Here is a 22,619-nt window from a genome sequence, read left to right as displayed (position 1 = left end):
AACCGCCGCACCCCGCGGCGGCCTTCCCATTTTTCAAGGATCTGCCATGAACAACCCGGCCGTAGCCGCCAACTCCGCGCATGCGCCGATCGCACCGTCGCAGGCTTCCTCCGTCTCCCCCGCCACGCTCGACGATTCCGGCAAGCTGCTGCTGCGCGTGGCGATCGGCGTGCTCGTGCTGCTGCACGGCATTTTCAAGATCTCCGCCGGCGTGGGCTTTGTGAGCGCGATGCTGGTGAAGGCCGGCCTGCCGGGCGGGCTGGCCTACCTGGTGTATGTGGGCGAGATCGTGGCGCCGCTGCTGATGATCGCCGGTTTCTGGACCCGCGCCGCCGCCGGCGTGGTCGTCATCAACATGCTCGCGGCCTTCGGCCTGGTGCACATGGCCGACCTGTTCGCGCTGACCAAGCAGGGCGGCTGGGCGCTCGAACTGCAGGGCCTGTACCTGTTCGGCGCGCTCACCGTGGTGCTGCTGGGCGCGGGCCGCTTCAGCCTCGGCGGTCTGCGCGGGCGCTGGAACTGAGCCCGGGCCGGCTCAGCCGGCGTCGTCTCTGACCTGCGAGACCATCGCCTCGAGCCGGGCGACATCGGCCACCAGCAGGGCCTTGCCGTCTTTCTGCAGCACGCCGCTGCGCACCAGCACGTTGAGTTCGCGGGTCACCTGCTCGCGGTTGGTGCTGATCTGGCTGGCCAGCGCCGCGTGCCTGGGCGCGGGCTCCAGCCGCGCCTGGTTGTGCGCCACGCCCGCGGCTCGCGCCAGGCGCAGCAGCTCGGCATGCAGCCGGTTCTGCACACCCAGCGTGCTCAGCTCGATCACGCGCTCCGAAAGCTGGCGCACCAGCGAGGCCAGCCGCTGCATCACCCGCTCGGCCACCAGCGGCTCCTCGCGCAGCAGGCCCAGGAAGGCGGCGCGGTCGAGGCTCGCAAGCACGCTTGGCAGGAGCGTGACCACGTCGGCCGAACGCGGGCCGCCGTCGATGGCGGCAATGTCGCCGAAGTGCTCGCCGGCCTCCGAATCCCTGAAGGTCACCTGCCGCCCATTGGCCGCATAGGTGGTCACGCGGACCCGGCCCGAGACCAGCATGAACACGTCGCCCTGCTGCTCGGCACGCAGCAGCAAGGGTTTGCCGGCCTCGACGCTGTGCCACAGGCATTGCTGCGCGAGCAGATCGAGCCGCTGGTCTGAAAGGCCTTCGAACAGCGCGATGCGGCGCAGCGCGAGGCTGGAACGGGGGGTGGTCGAAGTGAGAGCCATGCCGGTGGAGAGGGGCGCGCGCATTATGCTCGGGTGCCCCTTCGAAGCCCTTCATGGACAGACGCTCCCCACCCATCGCCCTGCTGCCGAAACCGCCGACGCGGCGCAACCTGCGATGGACGAGCGGGCTGGTGCTGATGGCCTATGTCACGGCGCACCTGCTGAACCATTCGTTGGGCATCGCCTCCTTCGCGGCGGCCGAGTCGGTGCTGCGCGGCGTGCAGATCTTCTGGCACAGCCTGCCGGGCACGCTGCTGCTGTATGGCGCGGCCGGCGTGCACCTGGCGCTGGCGGTGGCCGCGCTGTGGGAACGCCGCACGCTGCGCATGCCGCCGCTCGAGGGGCTGCGCGTGCTGCTGGGTTTTGCGCTGCCGCTGCTGCTGGCCACCCACCTGACGGCCATGCGCGGCGCCTATCTCGCCTATGGCATCGAGGGCTCCTATGTCCGCGTGGTCTCGGGACTGTGGAGCCTGCCGGGTGCCAGTGCGCAGTTCACGATGCTGCTCGCGGCCTGGACCCATGGCTGCCTCGGCATTCACTTCGCACTGCGGGCGCGGCCGGCCTACCGCCGCTTTTCCTATCTGCTGCTGGCCATGGCCGTGGTGCTGCCGCTCACGGCGATGATGGGTTTCGTCTCGATGGGGCGCGAGTTCCAGTGGACCGGCGTGCCGCCCGCGGTGCTGCCGACCCCGGCCCAGGGCCGGGCGCTCGACACCGCGGAGGGCCGCATCAAGCTCTTCTATGCGCTCGGCCTGGCCGCCCTGCTGGCGGCCTACGGCGCGCGCAACTGGTTCGCGCGCCGTGCGCGCGGCGCCTCGATCGCGCTGCGCCCCCCCCCCCCCCCCCCCCCCCCCCCCCCCCCCCCCCCCCCCCCCCCCCCCCCCCCCCCCCCCCCCCCCCCCCCCCCCCCCCCCCCCCCCCCCCCCCCCCCCCCCCCCCCCCCCCCCCCCCCCCCCCCCCCCCCCCCCCCCCCCCCCCCCCCCCCGCTACCCCGGCCGAACGGTGCACGTGCCGCGCGGCTGGAGCGTGCTGGAGGCGAGCCGCTCGCACGGCATCGCGCATCTCTCGGTGTGCGGAGGGCGGGCGCGCTGCTCGACCTGCCGCGTGCGCGTGCTCGGCCCCGCACAGCACACCGACCCGCCCGACCGCGACGAACAGCGAACGCTAGACCGCGTGCGCGCACCGGGCGGTGTGCGGCTGGCCTGCCAGCTGCGCCCGCGCGGCGACATCGAGGTCATCCCGCTGTTCACGCCCGCCAGCCACGGAAGGCAGCCGGCGCCCGTCAGCAGTTTCGGCCGCGAGCGCGACGTGGCCATCCTGTTCGTGGACCTGCGGCGTTGGTCGGGGTTGTCGGAAGGGCAGTGGCCCTTCGACCTGGCCTATGTGCTCGACCGCTACTTCGCCACCGTGGGCGCCGCGGTGCGCGAATGCGGCGGCGTGCCGAACCAGTTCATCGGCGACAGCGTGATGGCGATCTTCGGGCTCGACACCGACCTGCCCACCGCATGCCGGCAAGCGTTGCGCGCGACCGAGCTCATCGGCCAGCGCATGGACGCGTGGAGCGAGGGCTTCGAAGCCCAGTTCGGCCACCAGCTGGACTTCGGCATGGGCCTGCACGCCGGACGCGCGGCGGTGGGAGAAGTGGGCTACCTCGACACCACCACCTTCACCGCCATCGGCGAAGTGGTCAACACCGCGAGCCGGCTTCAGGACCATTCCAAGACGGCCGCATCGCGCCTGGTGGTCTCGGTGTATGCCGCGCAGCAGGCCGGCTTCGCGCATGCGGGGGGCCATGTCGAAATGCTGGCCGTGCGCGGCCGTTCCGAGCCGCTTGCGGTGATCTGCTCCGAGTAGCAGCCGGCAAGAGCGGTGCGCACGGGCTCGACTGGAGCCGCATCGCCGCGGGCTGAGCTATCCTGCGCCGGACTGCCGCACTCCAAGGAGGAAACCCATGCCGCTGACACTGCTCCTGCGCTGCCACGATCTGGCCCAGACCGAGCGCTTCTACGTCGATGTCCTCGGCTTCGCGGCTGTCCATTCGGCAGAGGGCACCCTGACGGTCGAGAAGCAGGGCGGCAAGCTCATCTTCACGCAGCAGGATCTCTGGAAGAGCCCGCCCGCCTGCTCCGGCACCTTCTATTTCGCGGTGGCGGACGCAGCAGCCTGTTACGCCGCCGTCAAGGACAAGGCATCCATTGCGTGGCCGCTGCAGCACATGCCGTACGGCTCCACGGAGTTCGGCGTTGTGGACTGCAACGGCTATCACCTTGCATTCCGGCAGCAGGCCTGAGCGGCCGATCCGGAAGACGCCCCATGAACTGGAAGCTGGCCTTGTTCGCCGCCCTGCCCGCCTTCCTCACCGGCTGCGTCCAGTCGATGTTCTATTACCCCGACCGCGTGCGCTACGAAACGCCCGACGCGCTCGGGCTGCGCTATGAGGCGGTGCAGTTCACCAGCGCCGATGGCACGCGCCTGGCCGGCTGGTTTCTTCCTGCCGCGGGCCGCAGCAACCCGCAGGAAGCCAAGGGCACGGTGATCCACTTCCATGGCAACGCCCAGAACATGAGCACGCACTGGCGCTTCGTGGCCTGGCTGCCGAAGCAGGACTTCAACGTGTTCGTGTTCGACTACCGCGGCTACGGCGAATCGGCCGGCAAGCCGGAGCCCAAGGGCGTGTTCGAGGATTCCAGCGCCGCGCTCGGTCACGTGCGCTCGCGCGGCGATGTCGATCCCGAGCGTCTTTTCGTCTTCGGCCAGAGCCTGGGCGGCGCCAACGCGATTGCGGTGCTGGGCTCGGGCAACCGGGCCGGCGTGAAGGCGGCGGCCATCGAATCGACCTTCTATTCGTATTCCTCGATTGCGAACGAGAAGCTCCCCGGCGCCGGGCTGCTGGTGGGCGACGGCTACGCGGCATCGAAATACGTCGCGGCCGTTGCATCCATTCCGCTGCTGCTGATCCACGGCACCGCCGACCTGATCATTCCGCATTCCCACTCGCGGCGCCTGCTGGAGGCCGCGCGCGAGCCCAAGCGCCTGCTCGAGGTGCCCGGCGCCGGCCACCTCGAGCCGATGACCGAGCGCTTCGGCAGCACCTACCAGCAGGCGCTGGTGGAATTCTTCGACGCCTCGCTGCGTCCACGCCAACCATGAAGCATTTCGACGAAACCGCCACCCGCGAGCCGCTGGCCTTTGCGCGGCTCGTGCCCGCGCTGCGCGCAGCCTTCGCGGCCGAGGCGCACGTGCCGCCGCGCCATGTGCACGCGATCGAGACCGCCGGCGCTGACAAGGGCACCGTGCTCATCATGCCGGCGTGGAGCGATGCGGGCTTTCTGGGCATCAAGACCATCAACGTCTTTCCGGGCAACAGCGCGCGCGGCCTGCCCGGCCTGCATGCGACCTATGTGCTGTACGACGCGCGCACCGGCGTGCCGCTGGCCATGATGGACGGCAACGAGCTCACCGCGCGCCGCACGGCCGCGGCGTCGGCGCTGGGCGCCTCGTTCCTGGCGCGCGCCGATGCGCGCCGCCTGCTGGTGCTGGGCACCGGCCGCATCGCGCGGCTGCTGCCCGCCGCGCATGCGAGCGTGCGGCCCATCGACGAGGTGCTCGTGTGGAACCACCGGCCCGAAGGCGCCCAGGCCCTGGCTGCGCAATGGCGCGCCGAAGGGTTCAACGCCCAGGCCGCCACGGAGCTCGAAGCGGCCGTGCGCCAAGCCGACATCGTGAGCTGCGCCACGCTGGCCACCGCGTCGCTGGTGCGCGGCGAATGGCTCGCGCCCGGCTCCCACCTGGACCTGATCGGCAGCTTCACGCCTGCGATGCGCGAGGCCGACGTGCACTGCTTCGAGGGTGCGCGCACCTTCGTCGACACCACCGAGGCACTGCAGAAGGCCGGCGAACTGCTCGACGCCATCGCGGCCGGCACGCTGCGCGCCGATGCGGTGCAAGGCACGCTGGCCGCACTCTGCCGGGGCGAACGTGCCGGCCGCACGGGCAGCGCGGAGCGCACCGTGTTCAAGGCCGTGGGCAGCGCGCTCGAAGACCTGACGGCCGCCACGCTGGTCTGGCAGCACGCCGAATCGACGCCGGCCTAAGGCTTAAGGCCTAGAAAACCGCCGCCACGGCGCAGCGAGAGCGCCATTTACCGACAGTCACATACGTCATGCAGCTGATGGCACGCCTCTTGCGCCAACGTTAACCTGATGCCCATACCCAAAGGCCAGGAGGCCCGCCCCATGCTCACCATTTTTCAGAAAGCCACGATCCTCAGCAAAGCCGGTTTCGACGTGCCCGCCTGTCCGGCCGAGGATGCCTCGGCCACCTCGACCAGCGCGGTGTCCCAGAAGATGCACGACTGGGCCAAGGCCATCGAGACGCTGTACGTCAGCTACGTGGCTGCGCGCGCGGCCAAGAGCCTGCGCGATGCCGAGGAATCGCGCCAGACCGACATGCTGCGGCGGCTTTCGCTGAGCGCCTGGGCCGCCTGACAGGCAGGCCCGGCCAATCGCTCTCCCGCCCGAGCCGCGTCAGCGCTCAACCGAAAGTGAAGGCGTAGGCTTGCGCGCCGGCGTCGAGAAACTCGATCTCGAACAGCCGTTCCCTCCCGCTCGCTGCCTGCCGCACCAGCTGATACAGCTTCTGTGCATCGATCACGCCGTGGCCTTGCGCATCGGTGTCGAAGCCATGGTCCGCGAGCGGCGGCTTTCCATCCACCAGCACCCTGAAGCGCACCGGCTTGCCATCGGCCGCCGATCCCAGCACCAAGTGCAGGTCACGCGCCTGAAAGCGGTAGGCAATGCGGCCGTTGGCGCTGTTCAGCACGGCGCGCTCGGCCTCCACCGTCCAGTCGCCGGCCAGCGCCCACTGGTTGGTGCCCAGCGCGGAGGTCGCGGGCTGATAGACCTTCGCATGGTCCCGCGCAATGCCGCCGGGCGAGGCAAAGCCGTGCGTGCGCTCGTGGCCCAGGTAGGTTTCGCCGGACAGCGGCGGCTCGGCGCCGGGCGCGGCCTGGGTACCTTGCCCCAGCGGCGCCACCAGCCCGGCGGCGATGCGGGTCTGGCCCGCCTCGGCCAGCAACTGCTGGATGACCTGCTCGGCCTTGTCGTAGCGGTTCTCGCCGAACTGGTGGTGGCGGATGCGGCCCTCGGCATCGATGAAATAGAACGCGGGCCAAGCCTGGTTGTCGAAGCCGCGCCAGATCGCGAAGTCGTTGTCCAGCGCCACCGGAAAGCCGATGCCCAGGTCCTTGACGGCCTTGCGCACGTTGGCCGGGTTCTTCTCGAACGCGAACTCGGGCGCGTGCACGCCGATCACCACCAAGCCCGCGTCCCTGTACTTCTCGGCCCATGCACGAAGGTAGGGCAGCGTGCGCAGGCAGTTGATGCACGAATAGGTCCAGAAGTCGACCAGCACCACCTTACCGCGCAGGGCCTCGGGCGCGAGCGGTGCGGAGTTGATCCATTCGGTGGCGCCGATCAAGGAGGGAAAGCGGCCTTCGACCTTGAGTTCGCGCGCGGGCGGCGGGGCCGTGCGGTTGTCCGACACGCGCACCAGGCCTGCGTCTTCCCGCAGCGCGACCGGTTCCGCCTGCGGCTTGCCTGGCTTGATCCTGTCCACCAGCGCCTGCTCCAGCGCCGACGTGGTGCCCAGGGAAAGGCGCGCGAGCAAGCCGGTGTCCAGCCCCAGCGCAATCGCGCCCACGCCCGCCAGCACGGCCGCGCCGGCGGCGCGCCGCACCCATTCGCCGGTATGCAGCGAACGCTTCATGACCGAGAACAGGCGCCCGCCGAACAGCAGCGCCGCCGCGAGCGAGGTGCACGCGCCGGCCGCATAGGCCAGCAGCAGCAGCGAGGTGCCGACGCTCGCGCCATTGAGCGCCGCGCCCGTCAGGATCAGGCCGAGGATCGGCCCCGCGCATGGCGCCCAGAGCAGGCCCGTGCCCACGCCCAGCAGCAGCGGCGAGAACACCGAGGCCGGCGCCGCGCCGCCATCGCCGCGCGGCTCGGACATGCGGATGCCCAGCGCCACCAGCGGCCGGCTCAGGCGGTCGGCCACGCTTGGGAACAGCAGCGTCGCGCCGAACAGCGCGAGCATGGCGATGGCGGCTTGGCGCCCATATTCGTTGAGCGTGACGATCCAGCCGCCGCCCACCGCCGCCAGCGTGGCCACCGCGGCAAAGGCCAGCGCCATGCCCAGCAGCATCGGCAGGCCGTGCGAGCGGAAGGGGCGGTCGGCGCGTGCGAATACGAAAGGCAGCACCGGCAGGATGCAGGGACTCAGGATGGTGAGCACCCCGCCCAGGTAGGCAATGAGGAGGATGAGCATGATGGGGGAGTCGGTGGCGAATCAGCCTTGGAGGGTGGTGCGGGCGGGCGCGGCGGCCAGCGCGAGCCGGGCCTCGAGCCCGCCTTCGGCGCGGTTCTTCAGCGTGAGCTCGGCGCCCATCGCCATGGCCAGCTGGTGCGCAATGGCCAAGCCCAGGCCGGTGCCGCCGGTGCTGCGGTTGCGCGAACTCTCGACGCGGTAGAAAGGCTTGAGCACGGCGTCGAGTTCGTCCGGCGGAATGCCGGGGCCATCGTCGAGCACGCTCAGCACCAGCCGGCCGTCTTCTTCGGCATGCACGCGCAGGCGCACCTCGCTGCCGAACTTGAGCGCGTTGTCGATCAGGTTCATCAGGATGCGGCGCAGCGCATGGGGGCGGCTCACGATCGGCGCGCCGGCCCTGCCTTCGAGCCGCACCTGCCGGCCCACGTCTTCGTAGTCGGCCACCATGCTCTCGAGCAGCGCGTCGGCATCGATGCGCAGCGGCGGCTCCGCGGCGCCGTGGAGCGTGCGCGCATAGGTCACGCCTTCGCGCACCAGCGAGTGCATGGCGTCCAGGTCCTGGCGGAATTTCTCGCGGTCGTGCGCGTCGTCCATCAGGTCGGTGCGCAGCCGCATCCGCGTGATGGGCGTCTGCAGGTCGTGCGAGATGGCCGCAAGAATTTCGACGCGCTCGGACATGTAGCCGGCGATGCGCTGCTGCATGGCGTTGAAGGCGCGCGCCGCATGCGCCACTTCGGTGGGGCCTTCTTCTGCGAGCGCGCGGCCCTTCAGGTCGGGCCCGAGCTGATCGGCCGCCGCGGAAAGCTGCGCGAGCGGCCGCGTCACCAGCCGCACCGCGTACCAGGCGCACACAGCCAGCACCAGCAGCTGGGCCGCAAGCAGCCACATCACCCAGCCCGACACCGGCATGCCCACGCGCATCGCATGAACGACCACTGAAGACCCGTCGCCCAGGCGCACCTGGATCTGCAGGCCCTCGGGCGGCGAGGCCACCTCGCCGACCTTGACGATCTCGAAAGGGCGCATCGCATCGACGATGGCCGCGGCAAACTGCCGCGACTGCAGCGAGCCGGGCTCGGAACCCTGCGCGCTGCCGCCCAGCACGAAGCGGTAGTTGCGCCGCTCCAGCCGGTCGAGCCAGCCGGCGCGCTCCGCCGCGGGCAGGCGGTCGAGGATGGCGACCGAACTCGCGATGTCGCGCTCGATGCCGATCATCATCAGCTCGCGAAGCGCCATGTTCCGCTCGTAGCGGATCGCCGCGAAGGTCAGCAGCTGCGCGATCGCCAGGCCCACCACGATGATCAGCGTCACGCGGTAGAACAGCGAAGTGGGCAGCAACCGGTGCCAGCCGCGCACAGCGCCAACCGGGTTCGCAGGAAGATTCGCGGGAGAGGACATGGACACCTTCTTCTGTATGCGGCGTGGCGATGCGCAGCGCGGCCGGCTCACACCAAATTGATCGCAACGTCGATATTGCCTCGGGTGGCCTTGGAGTAGGGGCAGGTCTGGTGCGCCGCGTCAGTCAGGGCCTGCGCCACTTCGCGGTCCAGGCCCGGCAGGCTTACGTTCAGGCGCGCCTGCAGGAAATACTCGCTCCCCGCCGTGCCCAGGTCGACTTCGGCATCGACGGCGAGGTCGGGCGGCAATGCGACCTTCATCCGGCCTGCCGCCTTGCCCATGGCGCCGATGAAGCAGGCCGACCAGCCGGCCGCGAACAGCTGCTCCGGGTTGGTGCCGCTACCGGCGCTGCCGGGCGACGAGAGCTTGATGTCCAGGCGGCCGTCGGCGCTGCGCGCCTCGCCGTCGCGGCCACCCGAAGAGGTGTGGGTCTTGCCGGTGTAGAGAACTTTTTCGATGCGGGTCATGGTGGGTTCCTTGAAGGAGTTGGGTTGCGAATGCACGGATTGTTGGGCCGCACCGCCCCTGCCCGCGCACTTTGCGTATGCCTGTGTACGGCGCCCGCTCCGCCAGATACTTGCGAATACAAACCCGCCGGCCCGGCGCGGCCAGGCGGCTACATTGCGACTGCGGGTGCTTCCCGCGCCATACCTTTCCGCCACTGCCATGACGCCAAAGACATCCGACCACATCCTCATCGTCGACGACGACCGGGAAATCCGCGAACTGCTCACCACCTACCTGGTGAAGAACGGCCTGCGCGTGGTCGCGGTGCCCACCGGCCGCCACATGCGCGCCGCACTCGAAGAGTCGGGCCCGTTCGACCTGATCATCCTCGACCTGATGCTGCCCGGCGAAGACGGCCTCACGCTCTGCCGCGACCTGCGCACCGGCAAGTACAAGGCCACGCCCATCCTGATGCTGACCGCGCGCAGCGAGGAAGCCGACCGCATCCTGGGCCTGGAGATGGGCGCTGACGACTACCTGGCCAAGCCTTTTTCCGCACGCGAGCTGCTCGCGCGCCTGCGCGCCGTGATGCGCCGCACGCGCATGCTGCCGCCGAACATGGGCGCGGTCGAACCCTCGCAGAAACTGAGCTTCGGCGAATGGCAGGTCGACACGGTGGCGCGCCACCTGATCGACGACAGCGGCACGATGGTGGCGCTGAGCGGCGCCGAATACCGGCTGCTGCGCGTGTTCCTCGACCATCCGCAGAAGGTGCTGAGCCGCGACCAGCTGCTGAGTCTCACCCAGGGCCGCGAGGCCGAGCTCTTCGAGCGCTCCATCGACCTGCTCGTGAGCCGGCTGCGCCAACGGCTGCGCGACGATGCGCGCGAGCCCCGCTATATCAAGACCGTGCGCAGCGAGGGCTACGTCCTCGCTTCGGCTGTCGAAGCGAGAGACTGACCGACGCGACGCACTGGCAGCTGGCCGGGTTGCGCACCTCGTGCGCCAGCCCGCCCGCGAGGAACAGCAGCGCGAACCAGAGCTTCTTCATTGAGCGGCCCCGCTCGCGGTGGCTGCAGGGAAAGGCTCCGCAAGAAGCGCCTGGATCTTCTTCTCCGTGGCGGCGTAGCTGCCCTCGCCGAAGTGCGAGTAGGCGATGCGCCCCTCCTTGTCGATCAGGTACACCGCGGGCCAGTACTGGTTGTCGAAGGCCTTCCAGGTACCGTAGCTGTTGTCCTGCGCCACCGCATGCCTGATCTGCAGGCGCTGGATGGCGTCCTTCACGTTCTTCGTCGATTTCTCGAACGCGAACTCCGGCGTGTGAACGCCCACCACGGTCAGGCCCTTGTCCTTGTACTTTTCATGCCACTGCTGCACGTAGGGCAGATGGTTGAGGCAGTTGATGCAGGTGTAGGTCCAGAAGTCGACCAGCACCACCTGGCCGCGCAGCTCCTGGAGCTTCAGCGGCGGCGAGTTGAGCCATGTGTCGATGTTCCGGAACTCCGGCGCCGGCCGCGCCACGCCCGCGGACGTGTGGCCGCCGAGCTGCGGCGCTGCAAGCGTCAAGGCGCCCACCGATGCGGCGATGGCCGCGCCAATGGCAATGCGGAAGAGCTTCATGGTGGTTTCCTTTGGGCGATGCGCAACGGCGCGGGTGGATGACGGGCGGATTGTTTTCCGCCCACCGGCCGCGCGGCGCGCATTGCGTATGCCTCTGTGTCGAGGCTTGAAACCGACACACTACGTTTCACGGAATGGCGGCCCACGCTTCATCGATTTTCCGCTTGACCTCAAGTTAGGTTGAGGCTGCACATTGCGCTGCATGAACCATGACCCGCAACCCTCCGGCCGCGTCGCGCAGGCGCTCCAGATCCATCGAAGCATTGCGGCATGCCATGCGTACCTCGCACGCAACGACGATGTCCATGCGCTGACTGCGGCACTGATGCTGCCTTGCTACCGCACCGAATTCGACCGGCTGTCGCTCGCGATGTCTTCGGCAGAGAAGACCGCGCTGATGTCGCTGCTCCCCGCCGATGAAGAGCCACTGACTGTCAGTCTTCCGCGCGCCTGATCATCAGGCGCCGGGCACCGGACCCTTCCGACGCCAGCTTGTCGGCCGGGTTGCGCAGGCGGCAGCGGTCGATGGACAGGCAGCCGCAGCCGATGCAGTCGTCGAGCGTGTCGCGCAGCTTCTTGAGCTGGGCCATGCGTTCGTCCAGCTCTGCGCGCCAGCCGACGGAAAGCCGCGCCCAGTCCGCGCGGCTGGGCGCGGCCGAGGTGGGAAGCGTCGCAAGGGCATCGGCGATGTCGGCCAGCGCAATGCCCACCCGCTGCGCGACGCGGATGAACGCCACGCGCCGGAGCACGTCGCGCGCATAGCGGCGGTGGTTGCTTGGCGCCCGGTGGCTCGCGATGAGCCCCTTGGATTCGTAGAAATGAAGGGTGGACACCGGCACCCCGCTGCGTTGCGCGACTTCGCCCACCGAAAGCGTGGCGAGAAAATCGTGCGGTGGTTCTGCTGGCTTGGATTTCATCGAGACCTCTGGACCTCGACTTTAGGGCCTGCTCGCACTAGGCAAGGGGTCGCGTGCTCACTCGACGGTGGCGCCGGAGGCCTTGACGATGCCGGCCCACAGGGCGCTTTCCTTCGCGATGAGGGCGGCGTATTCGGCAGGGCCGCCGAGCAGCGGCACGGCGCCTTCCACGTCGAGGCGCGACTGGAATTCAGCGCTGCCTGCCACCTGGAGCATCTGCGCCGAAAGCTCCTTCACAAAGGCATCCGGCGTGCCGCGCGGCGCGAGGATGCCGTAGGTCAGCGTGCTCTCGAAACCCGCGAGTTCGCGCAGGCCCGACTCGGCCATGGTGGGCACGTCGGGCAGCGAAGGCAGGCGCCTGGCGCCCGTGACCGCAATGGCGCGCAGCCGGCCGCCCTTGACCAGCGCGAGCGCGGGCGGAACAACGCTGAACATCATCTGCACCTGCCCGCCCGCCAGGTCGGTGAGGCCGGGGTTGGTGCCCTTGTAGGGAATGTGATTGATCCGCGTGCCGGTGCGCTGCGCGAAGAGCTCGCCGGTCAGGTGGCCGCCGGTGCCACTGCCGCTGGAAGCGTAGTCGAGCAGGCCCGGGCGGGCCCTGGCCTCGGCGACGAGCTCGGCCACGGTGCGGATCTTCGACGCGGCAGGCACCACCAGCACCAGCGCGGACGAAGCGAACATGGCCACGGGCAGCAGGTCCTTGCGCGCATCGAACTTCAGGCCCTTGTAGAGCGCCGGGTTGATCGACACGGTGCCCGTGTGGCCCAGCAGCAGCGTGCTGCCGTCGGGCGCGCTGCGCACCACCTGCTCGGCGCCGAGGTTGCCGCCCGCGCCGGGCTTGTTGTCGACGATGACGCCCTGCTTGCGCAACTCGCCCAGGCCCTTGGCCATCTGGCGCGCGAACACGTCGTTGCCGCCGCCGGCCGCAAAGGGCACGACGATGCGGATCGGCCTGGCGTCGGCTTGCTGCGCGCGCGCCGGCAGCCCTGCCGCCGCCACCAGCCCCAGCAGCAGGCCGCGTCGGGCGCGGTCCATCAGACGCGTTCCAGGATCACGGCAATGCCCTGCCCCACGCCGATGCACATGGTGCACAGCGCGTAGCGGCCGCCGCCCTTGTGCAGCTGGTTGACCGCGGTGGTGGCCAGGCGGGCGCCGCTGGCACCCAGCGGGTGGCCGAGCGCAATGGCGCCGCCGTTGATGTTGACGCGCGGGTCGTTGTCCTGGAGGCCCAGCAGGCGCAGCACGGCCAGGCCTTGCGCCGCGAAGGCTTCGTTCAGCTCGATGACGTCGATCTGGTCGATGGTGAGGCCGGTGAGCGCCAGCACCTTCTGCGTGGCGGGCGCGGGGCCGATGCCCATCACGCGCGGCGCGACGCCGGCGGTGGCCATGCCGACCACGCGGGCGCGCGGCGTGAGGCCGTGCTTTGCGGCGCTGGCCTCGTCGGCCAAGAGCAGCGCGCAGGCGCCGTCGTTCACGCCGCTGGCGTTGCCGGCCGTCACGGTGCCGTCGGGGCGCACCACGCCCTTGAGCTTGGCGAGCGATTCGAGGCTGGTTTCGCGCGGATGCTCGTCCTTGTGGACGATGACCGCGTCGCCCTTTTTCTGCGGCACGCTCACGGGCACGATCTCGGCGTCGAAGAAGCCGGACTTCTGTGAGGCCACGGCGCGCAGCTGCGAGTTGAGCGCCATCAGGTCCTGCGCCTCGCGCTCGATCTTGTAGTCGGTGGCTACGTTCTCCGCCGTCTCGGGCATGGAGTCGACGCCGTACTGCGCCTTCATGAGCTTGTTGACGAAGCGCCAGCCGATGGTGGTGTCGTACACCGCGTTGTTGCGGCTGAAGGCGCTCTCGGCCTTGGGCATGACGAAGGGCGCGCGGCTCATGCTTTCGACGCCGCCGGCGATCATCAGGCCGGCTTCGCCCGCGCGGATGGCGCGCGCCGCGGTGCCCACGGCATCGAGGCCCGAACCGCACAGGCGGTTGATGGTGGCGCCGCCCAGTTCGAGCGGCAGGCCCGCGAGCAGCGCCGACATGCGCGCGACATTGCGGTTGTCTTCGCCGGCCTGGTTGGCGCAGCCGTAGAGCACGTCGCCCACGGCCTGCCAGTCGACGTTCTGGTTGCGTTCCATCAGCGCGCGCAAGGGCACGGCGCCGAGGTCGTCGGCGCGCACGCTGCTGAGCGCACCGCCGTAGCGGCCGAAGGGGGTGCGAACGGCGTCGCAGATGAAGGCTTGGTTGGTCATGGTGCGTTGTCTCTCTGTTTGACTGAATCGGATCAGGCGGCGATCGGCAGGCCGACCAGCTTCTCGAGCTCTTCGCGGCTCAGGCCCTCGACCAGGTCGACGAGCTTCAGCCCCTCTGGCGTGCATTCGAGCGTGGCGAGGTCGGAGTACACGCGCTTGACGCAGGCGATGCCGGTCAGTGGATAGCTGCATTCCTGCACCAGCTTGCTCGCGCCCTGCTTGGTCAGCAGATCCATCATGACCCAGGTCTGCTTCGCGCCGATGGCCAGGTCCATCGCGCCGCCGACCGCGGGGATGGCGTCTTTCTCGCCGGTGTGCCAGTTGGCGAGATCGCCGTTGGCCGACACCTGGAACGCGCCGAGCACGCAGATGTCGAGATGGCCGCCGCGCATCATCGCGAAGCTGTCGCCATGATGGAAGTACGAGCCGCCCGGCAGCAGCGTGACGGGCTGCTTGCCGGCGTTGATGAGGTCGTAGTCTTCCTCGCCGGCCTCGGGCGCGGGGCCCATGCCGAGGATGCCGTTCTCGCTCTGCAGGATGACCTCGCGGCCCTTGGGCAGGTGGTTGGCCACCAGCGTGGGCTGGCCGATGCCGAGGTTGACGACGGCGCCGTCGAAGATGTCTTGCGCCACGCGGGCGGCGAGTTGGTCCTTGGTGCGGCGGGTGTAGGTAGTGCTCATGATCATGCTGCCTTCTTGAAACCGCCGGCCTGGGTGGCCACGCGTTCGATGCGCACCACCTGGTGCACGAAGATGCCCGGAGTCACGACGGCCTCGGGGTCGAGGGTGCCGAGCTCGGCGATGTCGTGCACGGTGGCAATGGTCTTCTTCGCAGCCATGGCCATCACCGGGCCGAAGTTGCGCGCGGCCTTGCGGTAGACCAGGTTGCCCCAGCGGTCGCCGCGCTCGGCCTTGATGAGCGCCACGTCGCCGTGGATCGGGTACTCGAGCACGTACTGCTTGCCGCCGATTTCGCGGGTTTCGCGATTGCCCGCCAGTTGTGTGCCGTAGCCCGTGGGGCAGAAGAAGGCGCCAATGCCGGCACCCGCCGCGCGGATGCGCTCGGCCAGGTTGCCCTGGGGCACCAGTTCGAGTTCGATCTTGCCGCTGCGGTAGAGCCCGTCGAACACCTGGCTGTCGGCCTGGCGCGGAAAGCTGCAGATGATCTTGCGCACACGGCCGGCCTTGAGCAGCGCGGCCAGTCCGGTGTCGCCGTTGCCGGCATTGTTGTTGACGACGGTGAGGTCCTTGGCGCCCTGCTCGACGAGGCCGTCGAGGAGTTCGCCGGGAATGCCGGCGGTGCCGAAACCGCCGATGAGAACCGTGGCGCCGTCAGGGATGCCTGCAAGGGCATCGGCGACCGAGCGCGCGATCTTGTTGATCATGAAGCCTGTCTCCGGGAGTGAGGAAAGAAAGAGAAATCGAACCGTGCGAACGACCTGCCCGAACCATCCGACTCAATCGACCGATTCTGCGAATCGCCAATTTGTTCGTATGAAGAACATTTGTTCGTATAATGAATTCTAAAGAGGATCGCTCCACATGGCAACCCACACCCCGCAAACAGAAACACCCGCCCCCGGCGACAGCTACGTGCAGTCGTTCGCGCGCGGGCTCCAGGTGATCCGCTCGTTCAGCGAAAGCGCGCCGCGCCAGACGCTCAGCGAAGTGGCGGCCGCCAGCGGGCTCACGCGCGCGGGCGCGCGGCGCATCCTGCTCACGCTGCAGACGCTGGGCTATGTGGTGAGCGACGGCAAGCTGTTCACGCTCACGCCGCGCATCCTCGACCTGGGCTTTGCGTATCTCTCCTCGATGCCGATCTGGAACCGCGCCGAGCCCGTGATGGAAGCGCTGGTGCAGCAGGTGCAGGAGTCCTGCTCGGCCGCGGTGCTCGACGCCACCGACATCGTCTACGTGATGCGCGTGCCGACCAAGAAGATCATGCACATCAGCCTGGGCGTGGGCTCGCGCCTGCCGGCCTACTGCACCTCGCTCGGCCGGCTGCTGCTGGCCGACCTGGACGACGAAGAGGTGCGCGCGCGGCTCGAGGCCTCGAGCATCGAGGCGCTGACGAAGCACACGGTGACCGACGTCGACGCCCTCATGGCCAAGGTGGCGCAGGCGCGCAGGCAGCAGTGGTGCCTGGTGAACCAGGAGCTCGAAGAAGGCCTGATCTCCGTGGCGGCCCCCATCGTCAACCGCCAGGGCCGCATGGTGGCCGCACTGAACATCAGCGGCCAGGCCAACCGCACCAGCGCCAAGGTGATGCAGGAGACGATCCTGCCGGCACTGGTGGATGCGGCAAAGAAAGTCTCGCTACTGCTGTAAAGAGAAAGCGGCCTCATCCAGTGCACCCGCGGAACCGGCTTTGCCGGGCCGCCGGGTGCGCCCCCAGTGGGGGAGGCGCCGAAGGCGCTTCGGGGGCGTCCTAACTCTCGGAATGGATGCCCTTCATGATGATCACGCCGCCCAGGCGGGCGGTGTCGGCGCGCATGCGCTTGGCCAGCGCGTCGGGCGTGCCGGGCTGCGCCTGCCAGCCGGTCTTCAGCAGCGCCTGGCTCACTTCGGGCGAGCTGGTCACCTCGACCAGCGCGGCATTGAGCCTCGCGATGGCGGCCGGCTTCATGCCCGCGGGCGCGGCCAGCGCGGTCCAGATCTCGAGGTCGGCGCCGCGCACGTCGGCTTCGCGGATCGTGGGCAGTTCGTTGACCAGCGGGCTGCGCTCGGGCGAGGTCACGCCAATGGCCTTGAGCTTGCCCGACTTCACATGCGGCATGGCCAGGCCGGGCGGCAGCAGCGCCAGCTGGATCTCGCCCGCCAGCAGGCCCGCAATGACCTGCGGATTGCCGGTGTAGGGCTTGTGCTGCGCGGTGATGGCTGCTCGGCTCTTGAGCAGTTCCATGCCCAGGTGGCCCACGGTGCCCACGCCCGGCGTGCCGTACTTGCCGGCGCTGCCGAGATTGCGCGTCCACAGCAGCAGGTCGGCCGCGGTCTTGCCTGCGGCATTGCCCGACACCACCAGCACCAGCGGCGCGGTGCCGATCATGCCCACTGGCGCAAAGTCTTTTTCGGGGTCGAAGCTCAGCTTGGGATTGAGCAGCCTGGCAATGGTGAGATTGCCGTTGATCAGCGCGCCGATGGTGTGGTCGTCGGTCGCCTTGGCCACCTGGTCGGCCACCAGGTTGCCGCTGGCGCCGGGCTTGTTCTCGACCGTGACCGGCTGGCGCAGGATCTTCGACAGCGGCTCGGCAATGGCACGCGCCGCGAGATCGGGCGATGCGCCGGCGGGAAATCCCACGAGGATGCGAACCGGCTTGGTCGGCCAGGCGGAGTCGCTGCCGGCAGCGGCCGCGCCGGCGCGCTGGGCCCACGAACCGGGTGCAAAAAGCGATGCGGCAACCGCTGCCGCGCCGCCTTCGAGCAAGCGGCGTTTGGTGATCTTCAAGATGGCTCCAGAAAGAATGGGAAAGAGTCCGGCAACATTGCTTACGTCGTACTTACACAACGTTACAGGATCGTGCTGCATTGCGCAAGCCGTTGACCCTGCTGCAGGCGCGGCCCCGGTGCCGACCGCACAGCAGCGTCAGTTGAAGAGGCCCTGCTGCGTCGCCTGGTGAACGGCCTGGGTCCGCGACTTGACGCAGAGCTTGCGGAAGATGTTCTTCGCGTGAAATTCGATGGTGTTGACGGAAAGAGACACGGCCTCGGCGATCTGCCGAGTGCTCCAGCCCTGGGCAATGAGGCGCAGCACTTTCAGTTCGCGCGGCGACAGCAGCGGCTTGCCCCGCGCCGGTTTCCCCATGGCGGGCAAGGGCTCGACGGCGGTCGGCGTCGGCTGCTGGGCGGAGGCGGCAAGCAGCCCAAGGATGCGGCGCGCCACGCGCGGGTCCACCGGCGCGCCGCCGCGTTCGATGGAGCGCAGCAGGAACGCGAGCTCGGCATCGTCGGCTTCGGTCAGCAGGTAGCCCACCGCACCCGCGGCAATGGCGGAGCCCACCAGGCCGGCATCGTCGGTTTCCGACATGGCGATGGCCTCGATCTGCGGACAGGTCTGGCGCACGTGGCGGATCAAGGCCGCGCCATCGCCATCCGGCCCATCCATGCCGACGAGCATGACCCTGAAGGCCCGCGCGGCCAGCAGGAAGTGGGCCTCGGCCTGCGTCGACACGACCGCCAGCTCCAGGCCCGGCGCAACGGTGGCCAGGATGCGCCGCATGCGCTCGGACACGCTCTGGCTGCTTCCCGCGATGAGGGCGCCGCCACGCATGCCGGCACCAGGGCCGCCAGCCAATATCGGACAGGACATGCGCGCTCTTCCTTTTCGGCCGGGCAAGGCGGGCCGAGATTGATCTTCGTCCTGAACACCGCATGAACGATGCCCGGTCAAGAAAGCCGGCATGGCGCCCGGCTCTTCAGTGCATGCAGCACTTCGACTTCATTGAGGAATCGTTTACGGACGCCGCTTGCAGCGCTTTGGAAGGCGCGGCCGAAGCGGCCGCCTGGGGCCCTGCGTTACCCATTTGCCGCTGCGCACGTTACGTAGCGCACCCCTCTGCCACGCAGGTTTGAAACGGCCCTTTCGAGTGCCCGCACTGTGTCTGAAGGTTACTCCCCCACTTACAATCCCTGCCGCATCATCCCTTCCCCCACACGAGGTCTTGTCCGCAATGCCCAAGAGCCCCTTGCCGCGCGCACGCTTCAGCTTTTCTCCCATCGTGCGTGCCCTGCTCCTGGCCACTGCCTGTGGCCTGGCATTGCCCGCGCTCGCCGCCGCAGAGCACGATGAAGTCGATCGGCTCATGCAGGCCGGCAAGCTCGACGAGGCCATGAGCCGCGCCGATGCGTTCCTGAAGGACAAGCCGAAGGACCCGCAAATGCGCTTCCTGAAGGGCGTGATCCAGCTCGACACCGGCAAGCGCGCCGAGGCCATTGCCGCCTTCACCCAGCTCACGCAAGACGCGCCCGAACTGCCCGAGCCGTACAACAACCTCGCCGTCATCTACGCGAGCCAGAACCAGTTCGACAAGGCACGCGGCGCGCTCGAAAGCGCGATTCGCACCAACCCGAGCTATGCCACGGCGCAAGAGAACCTCGGCGACGTGTATGCGCGGCTGGCGAGCCAGGCCTACAGCAAGGCGCTGCAGCTCGACCAGAACAACACCGCGGTGCAGCCCAAGCTGGCCGTGATCCGCACCCTGTTCACGCCAGCGCCGGCTGGCGGCAAGTCGGCCGCGATGGTGGCGGCAGCTGCGCCCGAGGCAACGCCCCGTCCGGCGCCGGCCGCGAAGGCCGCGGCGCCCACGCCCGCCCCCGCGCCCGTTGCGAAGGCACCTGCCGCTGCAGCGCCTGCACCCACGCCTGCGCCGGCACCTGCACCCGTCGTCAAGGCAGCGGCCCCCGCGGCAGCGCCGGCGCCCGCAGCACTACCGCCGTCCACGGTGGTGGCCAAGGCGCCCGAGGCTGCGGTGCCATTGGCGCCTGCGCCGGCACCGGCCGCTGCGCCCTCCTCCGCCTCGACGGCCGAAGTCGAATCGGCCGTGCGCGGATGGGCTGCCGCATGGGCCGGCCAGGACATGGACCGCTACCTTGCCGCCTACGGCTCCGAGTTCAACCCCGGCGGACAAAGCCGCAAGAGCTGGGAAGAAGAGCGCCGCGCGCGCATCGTCGGCAAGTCGAGCATCAGCGTGAACATCGAGAACCTCGTGATCAGCGTCAACGGACAGGCCGCCACCGCCAAGTTCCGCCAGATCTACCGCGCCGACAACCTCAACATCTCGAGCCGCAAGACGCTGGAGCTGCAGCGCGCCGGCAACCAGTGGCACATTCGCAAGGAAAGCGTCGGCGGGTAGTGGCAGGCATCGTCCGGCGCAGCCGGCTTCGGACTCCTGCGCTGCGGCGCAGCGCGCACATGCTTGCCGCGCTCATGACGGCATCGGCGCTGCTGCTGGCAACACCCGGCGCGGCCGCCGCATCGACCCAACCCGCGAGCGCAAACGCCGGCAGCGCCAAGGCAAAGGCGGCCCACAGCCGCCCGGCCGCCAGGGACGCAAAAGCCAGGACAAAAAAAGCTGCCGCGGCAGACGCAAGAACCGCCGCAGCCAAGGGCGCCGCCCGCAACAAGGCGGCAGCAGCTGCCATTCAACAGGCCAGCAGCGCCGAAGCCCGCCTGATCGCGGTCTATGAACTGTTCGGACGCGGCCAGGCGCGCCCCGCGCTGGCCAAGGCCCGCGACCTCGTGCGGGACTACCCCAACTTTCAGCTCGCGCAGCTCGTCTATGCCGACCTGCTCGCAACGCAGGTGCCGCCCGCGCATGCCTTTTCCGACGCCACCGGCATCGGGCGGCTGCGCAGCGATCCGGCCATGGCCGACCTGCGCGAGGAATCGCGCCGCCGCCTGCAGGCCCTGCGCGACAGGCCACCGGCCGGCACCGTGCCTTCGCAGTTCCTGGCGCTGTCCACGCGCAGCCGCTATGCCATTGCGGTCGACGCCTCGCGCTCGCGGCTCTACCTGCTCGAGAACTCCGACAAGGGGCTGCAGCTGGTGGCCGACTATTACGTTTCGGTCGGCAAATCGGGCATCGGCAAGGCCACCGAGGGCGACGCGCGCACGCCGCTGGGCGTTTACTACGTCACCAGCAGCCTCGACCCGAAGTCGCTGCGCGACTTCTATGGCGCCGGCGCGCTGCCCATCAACTACCCCAACCCCTACGACGTGCGGCGCGGCAAGACCGGCAGCGGCATCTGGCTGCACGGCACCCCGCCCCAGCAGTTCTCGCGCGCGCCGCTGGCCAGCGACGGCTGCGTCGTCATGGCCAACCCCGACCTGAAGCAGCTGCTGCGCAAGGTGCAGATCGGCGCCACCCCCGTGGTCACCGCGCCCAGCCTGCAGTGGATTCCGCGCCCTCAGGCTGAAAAAGAGGCCCAAACCTTCACCAGCGCAATTTCGGCCTGGAAAGATGCCAGGGCCACTGGCAATGAAGCGCAATTGAAGAAATTCTATTTGCCCGATTTTCAGCGCAACAGCAGCAAGAAAAACATCGACGGTTTTTCGGTGCTCCACGACGAAGTGGAATACGCCCAGGGCAAACGCGTGCAGTTCAAGGACATGTCCTTTTTGCATTGGCGCGACGGCGACGACACCATGGTCGCCACCTTTGGCGAAGTCTTCGAAGGCGAAAAAAGCGGGCGCACCAGGCGCCAGTACTGGCTGCGTCAAAGGCAGCGAGTGGAAGCTTTTTCACGAAGAAATCCTGAGCTGAGGCCTACTCGGCAGAGGGGTAGGTACCCCACAGGTGTGACTTTTTGCACAGACGCCACGCCTATCTTGGGCAATACACGTGGCGTTACAAATCCCTTGCTACGTAACACGTAACGACTTTGTTCCCGTAACAAACGCCGTTCGAATGTTCCCGAGGAACGTAACGTTGTTCACTCATTCATGGGATGCGCAGGCACTGTGTCAGAGGGAAAAATGCGTCTCAGGACTGTTACCTCTGCTCTCAAGTGTGGGTCTTCCTAGGGGACGGCGAAGGGCTGGCCGCCTTCCTGCTTAGACCGTATGGCCTAGCACAGGAAGGCCTCGAACCCACGGGTTACTGTTGTTGATACACGGAGTTACGCTGTATAACATCTGCTTGGCCAGCCTCTCTTTGTTAACACTTTTTTAAAAGGGGAAATCATGCTTCGCTCTATTACTCGTTTTCTGCGCGATGAAGAAGGTGCTACTGCAATTGAATATGGAATTATTGCGGGGTTGATTTCGGTTGTGATGATTACCGCCATTACCAGCACAGGCGGAATTGGCGACAGCCTGACGACCATTTGGGCCAGCATCAAATCTTCCCTGGCAACCGCTGCCACCCCTTGAGGCGCCAGCGCAAGCAATGACATCGACATATTTGATGTGGTTGCTCTTCATTGCCGTCTATGACTTCAGGCAACGCCGCGTCCCCAATTGGCTTGTGCTCGCAGGCGCCTTCTTGGCGTTCGTGGCACTGGCATTGGGGACAGCGCCAATTGAGCACAGCTGGACTGCCGCCCTGTTCGGCGCAGGAATTGGTTTCGGCTTCCTGCTGCTTTTCTACACTCTCGGAGTCATGGGAGCCGGCGACGTGAAGTTCGCCGGAGCGCTCGGACTGTGGGTAGGTCTTTCGGCACTGCTCCCCGTCTGGCTCATCGCCAGCCTCCTCGCCAGCCTGCATGCGGTGCTCTGGCTAATTCTTCAGCGCTGGCCCGTTTCCTCTCGGCTTTCGCTCGTACTTTTCGGCCCATCGTCGTCGGCACATGGCAACCCACAGCCGAGCCGGATTCGCTTTATTCCCTATGCGGCCTATCTCGCGCTGGCCGCCGCGGTGTGGATGGTTTGGGGCCGACAGAGTAGCTAATCGCTCCGCCGCCACGAGCTATTCATCGATAGCTC

25 protein-coding genes and 2 pseudogenes are annotated in these 22,619 nt (G+C 68.3%); 13 read left to right on the top strand and 14 right to left on the bottom strand.

The window, feature by feature from the left end; all coding sequences use genetic code 11:
• The first annotated feature begins 46 nt into the window (after nucleotides 1-46).
• Complete coding sequence (locus QFZ47_RS17120) at nucleotides 47-523, top strand: DoxX family protein (protein ID WP_307656761.1); 477 nt, start codon at nucleotides 47-49, stop codon at nucleotides 521-523.
• Nucleotides 524-535: 12 nt separating this feature from the next.
• On the opposite strand, the gene QFZ47_RS17115 is transcribed toward QFZ47_RS17120, so the two are convergent.
• From QFZ47_RS17115 to QFZ47_RS17105, 3 genes are all read right to left on the bottom strand, one after another.
• The gene (locus tag QFZ47_RS17115; protein WP_307656760.1) at nucleotides 536-1,279 is read right to left on the bottom strand and encodes a Crp/Fnr family transcriptional regulator; all 744 of its coding nucleotides are present in this window, start codon (nucleotides 1,277-1,279) and stop codon (nucleotides 536-538) included.
• Nucleotides 1,280-1,397: 118 nt separating this feature from the next.
• Entirely contained in the window at nucleotides 1,398-1,658 is a 261-nt protein-coding gene (locus tag QFZ47_RS17110; protein WP_307656759.1) for a hypothetical protein, read from the bottom strand.
• 174 nt (nucleotides 1,659-1,832) lie between these two features.
• Nucleotides 1,833-1,985 carry a hypothetical protein gene (locus QFZ47_RS17105; protein ID WP_307656758.1) on the bottom strand — a complete coding sequence of 51 codons (153 nt, stop codon included), beginning with the start codon at nucleotides 1,983-1,985 and terminating at the stop codon, nucleotides 1,833-1,835.
• Between the two features lie 254 nt (nucleotides 1,986-2,239).
• Here QFZ47_RS17105 and QFZ47_RS17100 point away from each other — a divergent pair.
• From QFZ47_RS17100 to QFZ47_RS17080, 5 genes and pseudogenes are all read left to right on the top strand, one after another.
• Nucleotides 2,240-3,109, top strand: a pseudogene (locus QFZ47_RS17100) (adenylate/guanylate cyclase domain-containing protein); the annotation flags it as partial.
• Between the two features lie 97 nt (nucleotides 3,110-3,206).
• Nucleotides 3,207-3,545 (top strand): VOC family protein, encoded by a 339-nt coding sequence (locus tag QFZ47_RS17095; RefSeq protein ID WP_307656757.1) that lies wholly within the window; start codon nucleotides 3,207-3,209, stop codon nucleotides 3,543-3,545.
• A gap of 23 nt (nucleotides 3,546-3,568) precedes the next feature.
• Entirely contained in the window at nucleotides 3,569-4,405 is an 837-nt protein-coding gene (locus QFZ47_RS17090; RefSeq protein ID WP_307656756.1) for an alpha/beta hydrolase, read from the top strand.
• Nucleotides 4,402-5,349: a bifunctional Delta(1)-pyrroline-2-carboxylate/Delta(1)-piperideine-2-carboxylate reductase gene (gene lhpI / locus QFZ47_RS17085; RefSeq protein ID WP_307656755.1), complete on the top strand. Its 948-nt coding sequence runs from the start codon at nucleotides 4,402-4,404 to the stop codon at nucleotides 5,347-5,349. Before QFZ47_RS17090 ends, lhpI begins: the two co-directional genes overlap by 4 nt.
• A 141-nt stretch (nucleotides 5,350-5,490) precedes the next feature.
• Nucleotides 5,491-5,742, top strand: a complete 252-nt coding sequence (locus tag QFZ47_RS17080) for a hypothetical protein (protein ID WP_307656754.1) — start codon at nucleotides 5,491-5,493, stop codon at nucleotides 5,740-5,742.
• A gap of 46 nt (nucleotides 5,743-5,788) precedes the next feature.
• Here the strand turns inward: QFZ47_RS17080 and QFZ47_RS17075 are convergent, their stop codons facing one another.
• From QFZ47_RS17075 to QFZ47_RS17065, 3 genes are read right to left on the bottom strand one after another with little or no spacing between them, the layout of a single operon-like run.
• Nucleotides 5,789-7,579, bottom strand: coding sequence for a cytochrome c biogenesis protein DipZ (locus tag QFZ47_RS17075; protein WP_307656753.1), 1,791 nt, complete (start codon nucleotides 7,577-7,579; stop codon nucleotides 5,789-5,791).
• Between the two features lie 21 nt (nucleotides 7,580-7,600).
• Nucleotides 7,601-8,977, bottom strand: coding sequence for an ATP-binding protein (locus QFZ47_RS17070; RefSeq protein ID WP_307656752.1), 1,377 nt, complete (start codon nucleotides 8,975-8,977; stop codon nucleotides 7,601-7,603).
• Nucleotides 8,978-9,024: 47 nt separating this feature from the next.
• Nucleotides 9,025-9,444, bottom strand: a complete 420-nt coding sequence (locus QFZ47_RS17065; RefSeq protein WP_307656751.1) for an organic hydroperoxide resistance protein — start codon at nucleotides 9,442-9,444, stop codon at nucleotides 9,025-9,027.
• 199 nt (nucleotides 9,445-9,643) lie between these two features.
• Between QFZ47_RS17065 and QFZ47_RS17060 the strand changes: the two genes are divergently transcribed.
• On the top strand, nucleotides 9,644-10,384 hold the full coding sequence (locus QFZ47_RS17060; RefSeq protein WP_307656750.1) for a response regulator: 741 nt from the start codon (nucleotides 9,644-9,646) through the stop codon (nucleotides 10,382-10,384).
• Between the two features lie 87 nt (nucleotides 10,385-10,471).
• Here the strand turns inward: QFZ47_RS17060 and QFZ47_RS17055 are convergent, their stop codons facing one another.
• Nucleotides 10,472-11,044, bottom strand: coding sequence for a thioredoxin family protein (locus tag QFZ47_RS17055; protein ID WP_307656749.1), 573 nt, complete (start codon nucleotides 11,042-11,044; stop codon nucleotides 10,472-10,474).
• A 202-nt stretch (nucleotides 11,045-11,246) separates the two neighbouring features.
• Here QFZ47_RS17055 and QFZ47_RS17050 point away from each other — a divergent pair, with 202 nt between their 5' ends.
• A complete protein-coding gene (locus tag QFZ47_RS17050) occupies nucleotides 11,247-11,498 on the top strand; it encodes a hypothetical protein (protein ID WP_307656748.1) in 252 nt (83 codons plus the stop codon).
• Here QFZ47_RS17050 and soxR read toward each other — a convergent pair.
• Genes soxR through QFZ47_RS17025 form a run of 5 tightly spaced genes read right to left on the bottom strand, consistent with a single transcriptional unit; the run spans nucleotide 11,479 to nucleotide 15,585 of the window.
• A complete protein-coding gene (gene soxR / locus QFZ47_RS17045; protein ID WP_307656747.1) occupies nucleotides 11,479-11,961 on the bottom strand; it encodes a redox-sensitive transcriptional activator SoxR in 483 nt (160 codons plus the stop codon). The two genes, QFZ47_RS17050 and soxR, sit on opposite strands and share 20 nt — an antisense overlap.
• A gap of 57 nt (nucleotides 11,962-12,018) precedes the next feature.
• On the bottom strand, nucleotides 12,019-12,996 hold the full coding sequence (locus tag QFZ47_RS17040; protein WP_307656746.1) for a Bug family tripartite tricarboxylate transporter substrate binding protein: 978 nt from the start codon (nucleotides 12,994-12,996) through the stop codon (nucleotides 12,019-12,021).
• A complete protein-coding gene (gene pcaF / locus QFZ47_RS17035; RefSeq protein ID WP_307656745.1) occupies nucleotides 12,996-14,201 on the bottom strand; it encodes a 3-oxoadipyl-CoA thiolase in 1,206 nt (401 codons plus the stop codon). Before pcaF ends, QFZ47_RS17040 begins: the two co-directional genes overlap by 1 nt.
• A gap of 32 nt (nucleotides 14,202-14,233) precedes the next feature.
• On the bottom strand, nucleotides 14,234-14,887 hold the full coding sequence (locus QFZ47_RS17030; RefSeq protein WP_307656744.1) for a 3-oxoacid CoA-transferase subunit B: 654 nt from the start codon (nucleotides 14,885-14,887) through the stop codon (nucleotides 14,234-14,236).
• Nucleotides 14,884-15,585, bottom strand: coding sequence for a 3-oxoacid CoA-transferase subunit A (locus QFZ47_RS17025; protein ID WP_307656743.1), 702 nt, complete (start codon nucleotides 15,583-15,585; stop codon nucleotides 14,884-14,886). Before QFZ47_RS17025 ends, QFZ47_RS17030 begins: the two co-directional genes overlap by 4 nt.
• A gap of 157 nt (nucleotides 15,586-15,742) precedes the next feature.
• Between QFZ47_RS17025 and QFZ47_RS17020 the strand changes: the two genes are divergently transcribed.
• Nucleotides 15,743-16,528: an IclR family transcriptional regulator domain-containing protein gene (locus QFZ47_RS17020; protein WP_307656742.1), complete on the top strand. Its 786-nt coding sequence runs from the start codon at nucleotides 15,743-15,745 to the stop codon at nucleotides 16,526-16,528.
• A 100-nt stretch (nucleotides 16,529-16,628) separates the two neighbouring features.
• Here the strand turns inward: QFZ47_RS17020 and QFZ47_RS17015 are convergent, their stop codons facing one another.
• Nucleotides 16,629-17,645, bottom strand: a complete 1,017-nt coding sequence (locus QFZ47_RS17015) for a Bug family tripartite tricarboxylate transporter substrate binding protein (RefSeq protein ID WP_307656741.1) — start codon at nucleotides 17,643-17,645, stop codon at nucleotides 16,629-16,631.
• Between the two features lie 138 nt (nucleotides 17,646-17,783).
• A complete protein-coding gene (locus QFZ47_RS17010) occupies nucleotides 17,784-18,506 on the bottom strand; it encodes a response regulator transcription factor (protein WP_307656740.1) in 723 nt (240 codons plus the stop codon).
• Nucleotides 18,507-18,867: 361 nt separating this feature from the next.
• Between QFZ47_RS17010 and QFZ47_RS17005 the strand changes: the two genes are divergently transcribed.
• The 4 genes and pseudogenes from QFZ47_RS17005 (at nucleotide 18,868) to QFZ47_RS16990 (ending at nucleotide 22,584) form a co-directional block, all read left to right on the top strand.
• Nucleotides 18,868-20,049 (top strand): tetratricopeptide repeat protein, encoded by a 1,182-nt coding sequence (locus QFZ47_RS17005; RefSeq protein WP_307656739.1) that lies wholly within the window; start codon nucleotides 18,868-18,870, stop codon nucleotides 20,047-20,049.
• Nucleotides 20,049-21,459 (top strand): annotated as a pseudogene (locus QFZ47_RS17000) (L,D-transpeptidase family protein). The gene QFZ47_RS17005 and the pseudogene QFZ47_RS17000 overlap by 1 nt, the downstream one beginning before the upstream one ends.
• A 419-nt stretch (nucleotides 21,460-21,878) precedes the next feature.
• Nucleotides 21,879-22,067, top strand: coding sequence for a Flp family type IVb pilin (locus QFZ47_RS16995; protein ID WP_307656737.1), 189 nt, complete (start codon nucleotides 21,879-21,881; stop codon nucleotides 22,065-22,067).
• 16 nt (nucleotides 22,068-22,083) lie between these two features.
• The gene (locus tag QFZ47_RS16990) at nucleotides 22,084-22,584 is read left to right on the top strand and encodes an A24 family peptidase (RefSeq protein WP_307656736.1); all 501 of its coding nucleotides are present in this window, start codon (nucleotides 22,084-22,086) and stop codon (nucleotides 22,582-22,584) included.
• The last annotated feature ends 35 nt before the right edge of the window (nucleotides 22,585-22,619 follow it).

The sequence above is a fragment of the Variovorax paradoxus genome (assembly GCF_030815975.1).
Lineage (GTDB): Bacteria > Pseudomonadota > Gammaproteobacteria > Burkholderiales > Burkholderiaceae_C > Variovorax > Variovorax paradoxus_N.
This window is presented reverse-complemented; position numbering and strand designations above follow the sequence as displayed.

Bases quoted from the DNA above. Each gene is read 5' to 3' on its own strand.
- QFZ47_RS17120 (WP_307656761.1), top strand. From the start codon at position 47: ATGAACAACCCGGCCGTAGCCGCCAACTCCGCGCATGCGCCGATCGCA.
- QFZ47_RS17115 (WP_307656760.1), bottom strand. From the start codon at position 1,279: ATGCGCGCGCCCCTCTCCACCGGCATGGCTCTCACTTCGACCACCCCC.
- QFZ47_RS17110 (WP_307656759.1), bottom strand. From the start codon at position 1,658: ATGGCCGTCAGGTGGGTGGCCAGCAGCAGCGGCAGCGCAAAACCCAGC.
- QFZ47_RS17105 (WP_307656758.1), bottom strand. From the start codon at position 1,985: ATGCGGCCCTCCGCGGTGTCGAGCGCCCGGCCCTGGGCCGGGGTCGGC.
- QFZ47_RS17095 (WP_307656757.1), top strand. From the start codon at position 3,207: ATGCCGCTGACACTGCTCCTGCGCTGCCACGATCTGGCCCAGACCGAG.
- QFZ47_RS17090 (WP_307656756.1), top strand. From the start codon at position 3,569: ATGAACTGGAAGCTGGCCTTGTTCGCCGCCCTGCCCGCCTTCCTCACC.
- lhpI (WP_307656755.1), top strand. From the start codon at position 4,402: ATGAAGCATTTCGACGAAACCGCCACCCGCGAGCCGCTGGCCTTTGCG.
- QFZ47_RS17080 (WP_307656754.1), top strand. From the start codon at position 5,491: ATGCTCACCATTTTTCAGAAAGCCACGATCCTCAGCAAAGCCGGTTTC.
- QFZ47_RS17075 (WP_307656753.1), bottom strand. From the start codon at position 7,579: ATGCTCATCCTCCTCATTGCCTACCTGGGCGGGGTGCTCACCATCCTG.
- QFZ47_RS17070 (WP_307656752.1), bottom strand. From the start codon at position 8,977: ATGTCCTCTCCCGCGAATCTTCCTGCGAACCCGGTTGGCGCTGTGCGC.
- QFZ47_RS17065 (WP_307656751.1), bottom strand. From the start codon at position 9,444: ATGACCCGCATCGAAAAAGTTCTCTACACCGGCAAGACCCACACCTCT.
- QFZ47_RS17060 (WP_307656750.1), top strand. From the start codon at position 9,644: ATGACGCCAAAGACATCCGACCACATCCTCATCGTCGACGACGACCGG.
- QFZ47_RS17055 (WP_307656749.1), bottom strand. From the start codon at position 11,044: ATGAAGCTCTTCCGCATTGCCATTGGCGCGGCCATCGCCGCATCGGTG.
- QFZ47_RS17050 (WP_307656748.1), top strand. From the start codon at position 11,247: ATGAACCATGACCCGCAACCCTCCGGCCGCGTCGCGCAGGCGCTCCAG.
- soxR (WP_307656747.1), bottom strand. From the start codon at position 11,961: ATGAAATCCAAGCCAGCAGAACCACCGCACGATTTTCTCGCCACGCTT.
- QFZ47_RS17040 (WP_307656746.1), bottom strand. From the start codon at position 12,996: ATGGACCGCGCCCGACGCGGCCTGCTGCTGGGGCTGGTGGCGGCGGCA.
- pcaF (WP_307656745.1), bottom strand. From the start codon at position 14,201: ATGACCAACCAAGCCTTCATCTGCGACGCCGTTCGCACCCCCTTCGGC.
- QFZ47_RS17030 (WP_307656744.1), bottom strand. From the start codon at position 14,887: ATGATCATGAGCACTACCTACACCCGCCGCACCAAGGACCAACTCGCC.
- QFZ47_RS17025 (WP_307656743.1), bottom strand. From the start codon at position 15,585: ATGATCAACAAGATCGCGCGCTCGGTCGCCGATGCCCTTGCAGGCATC.
- QFZ47_RS17020 (WP_307656742.1), top strand. From the start codon at position 15,743: ATGGCAACCCACACCCCGCAAACAGAAACACCCGCCCCCGGCGACAGC.
- QFZ47_RS17010 (WP_307656740.1), bottom strand. From the start codon at position 18,506: ATGTCCTGTCCGATATTGGCTGGCGGCCCTGGTGCCGGCATGCGTGGC.
- QFZ47_RS17005 (WP_307656739.1), top strand. From the start codon at position 18,868: ATGCCCAAGAGCCCCTTGCCGCGCGCACGCTTCAGCTTTTCTCCCATC.
- QFZ47_RS16995 (WP_307656737.1), top strand. From the start codon at position 21,879: ATGCTTCGCTCTATTACTCGTTTTCTGCGCGATGAAGAAGGTGCTACT.
- QFZ47_RS16990 (WP_307656736.1), top strand. From the start codon at position 22,084: ATGACATCGACATATTTGATGTGGTTGCTCTTCATTGCCGTCTATGAC.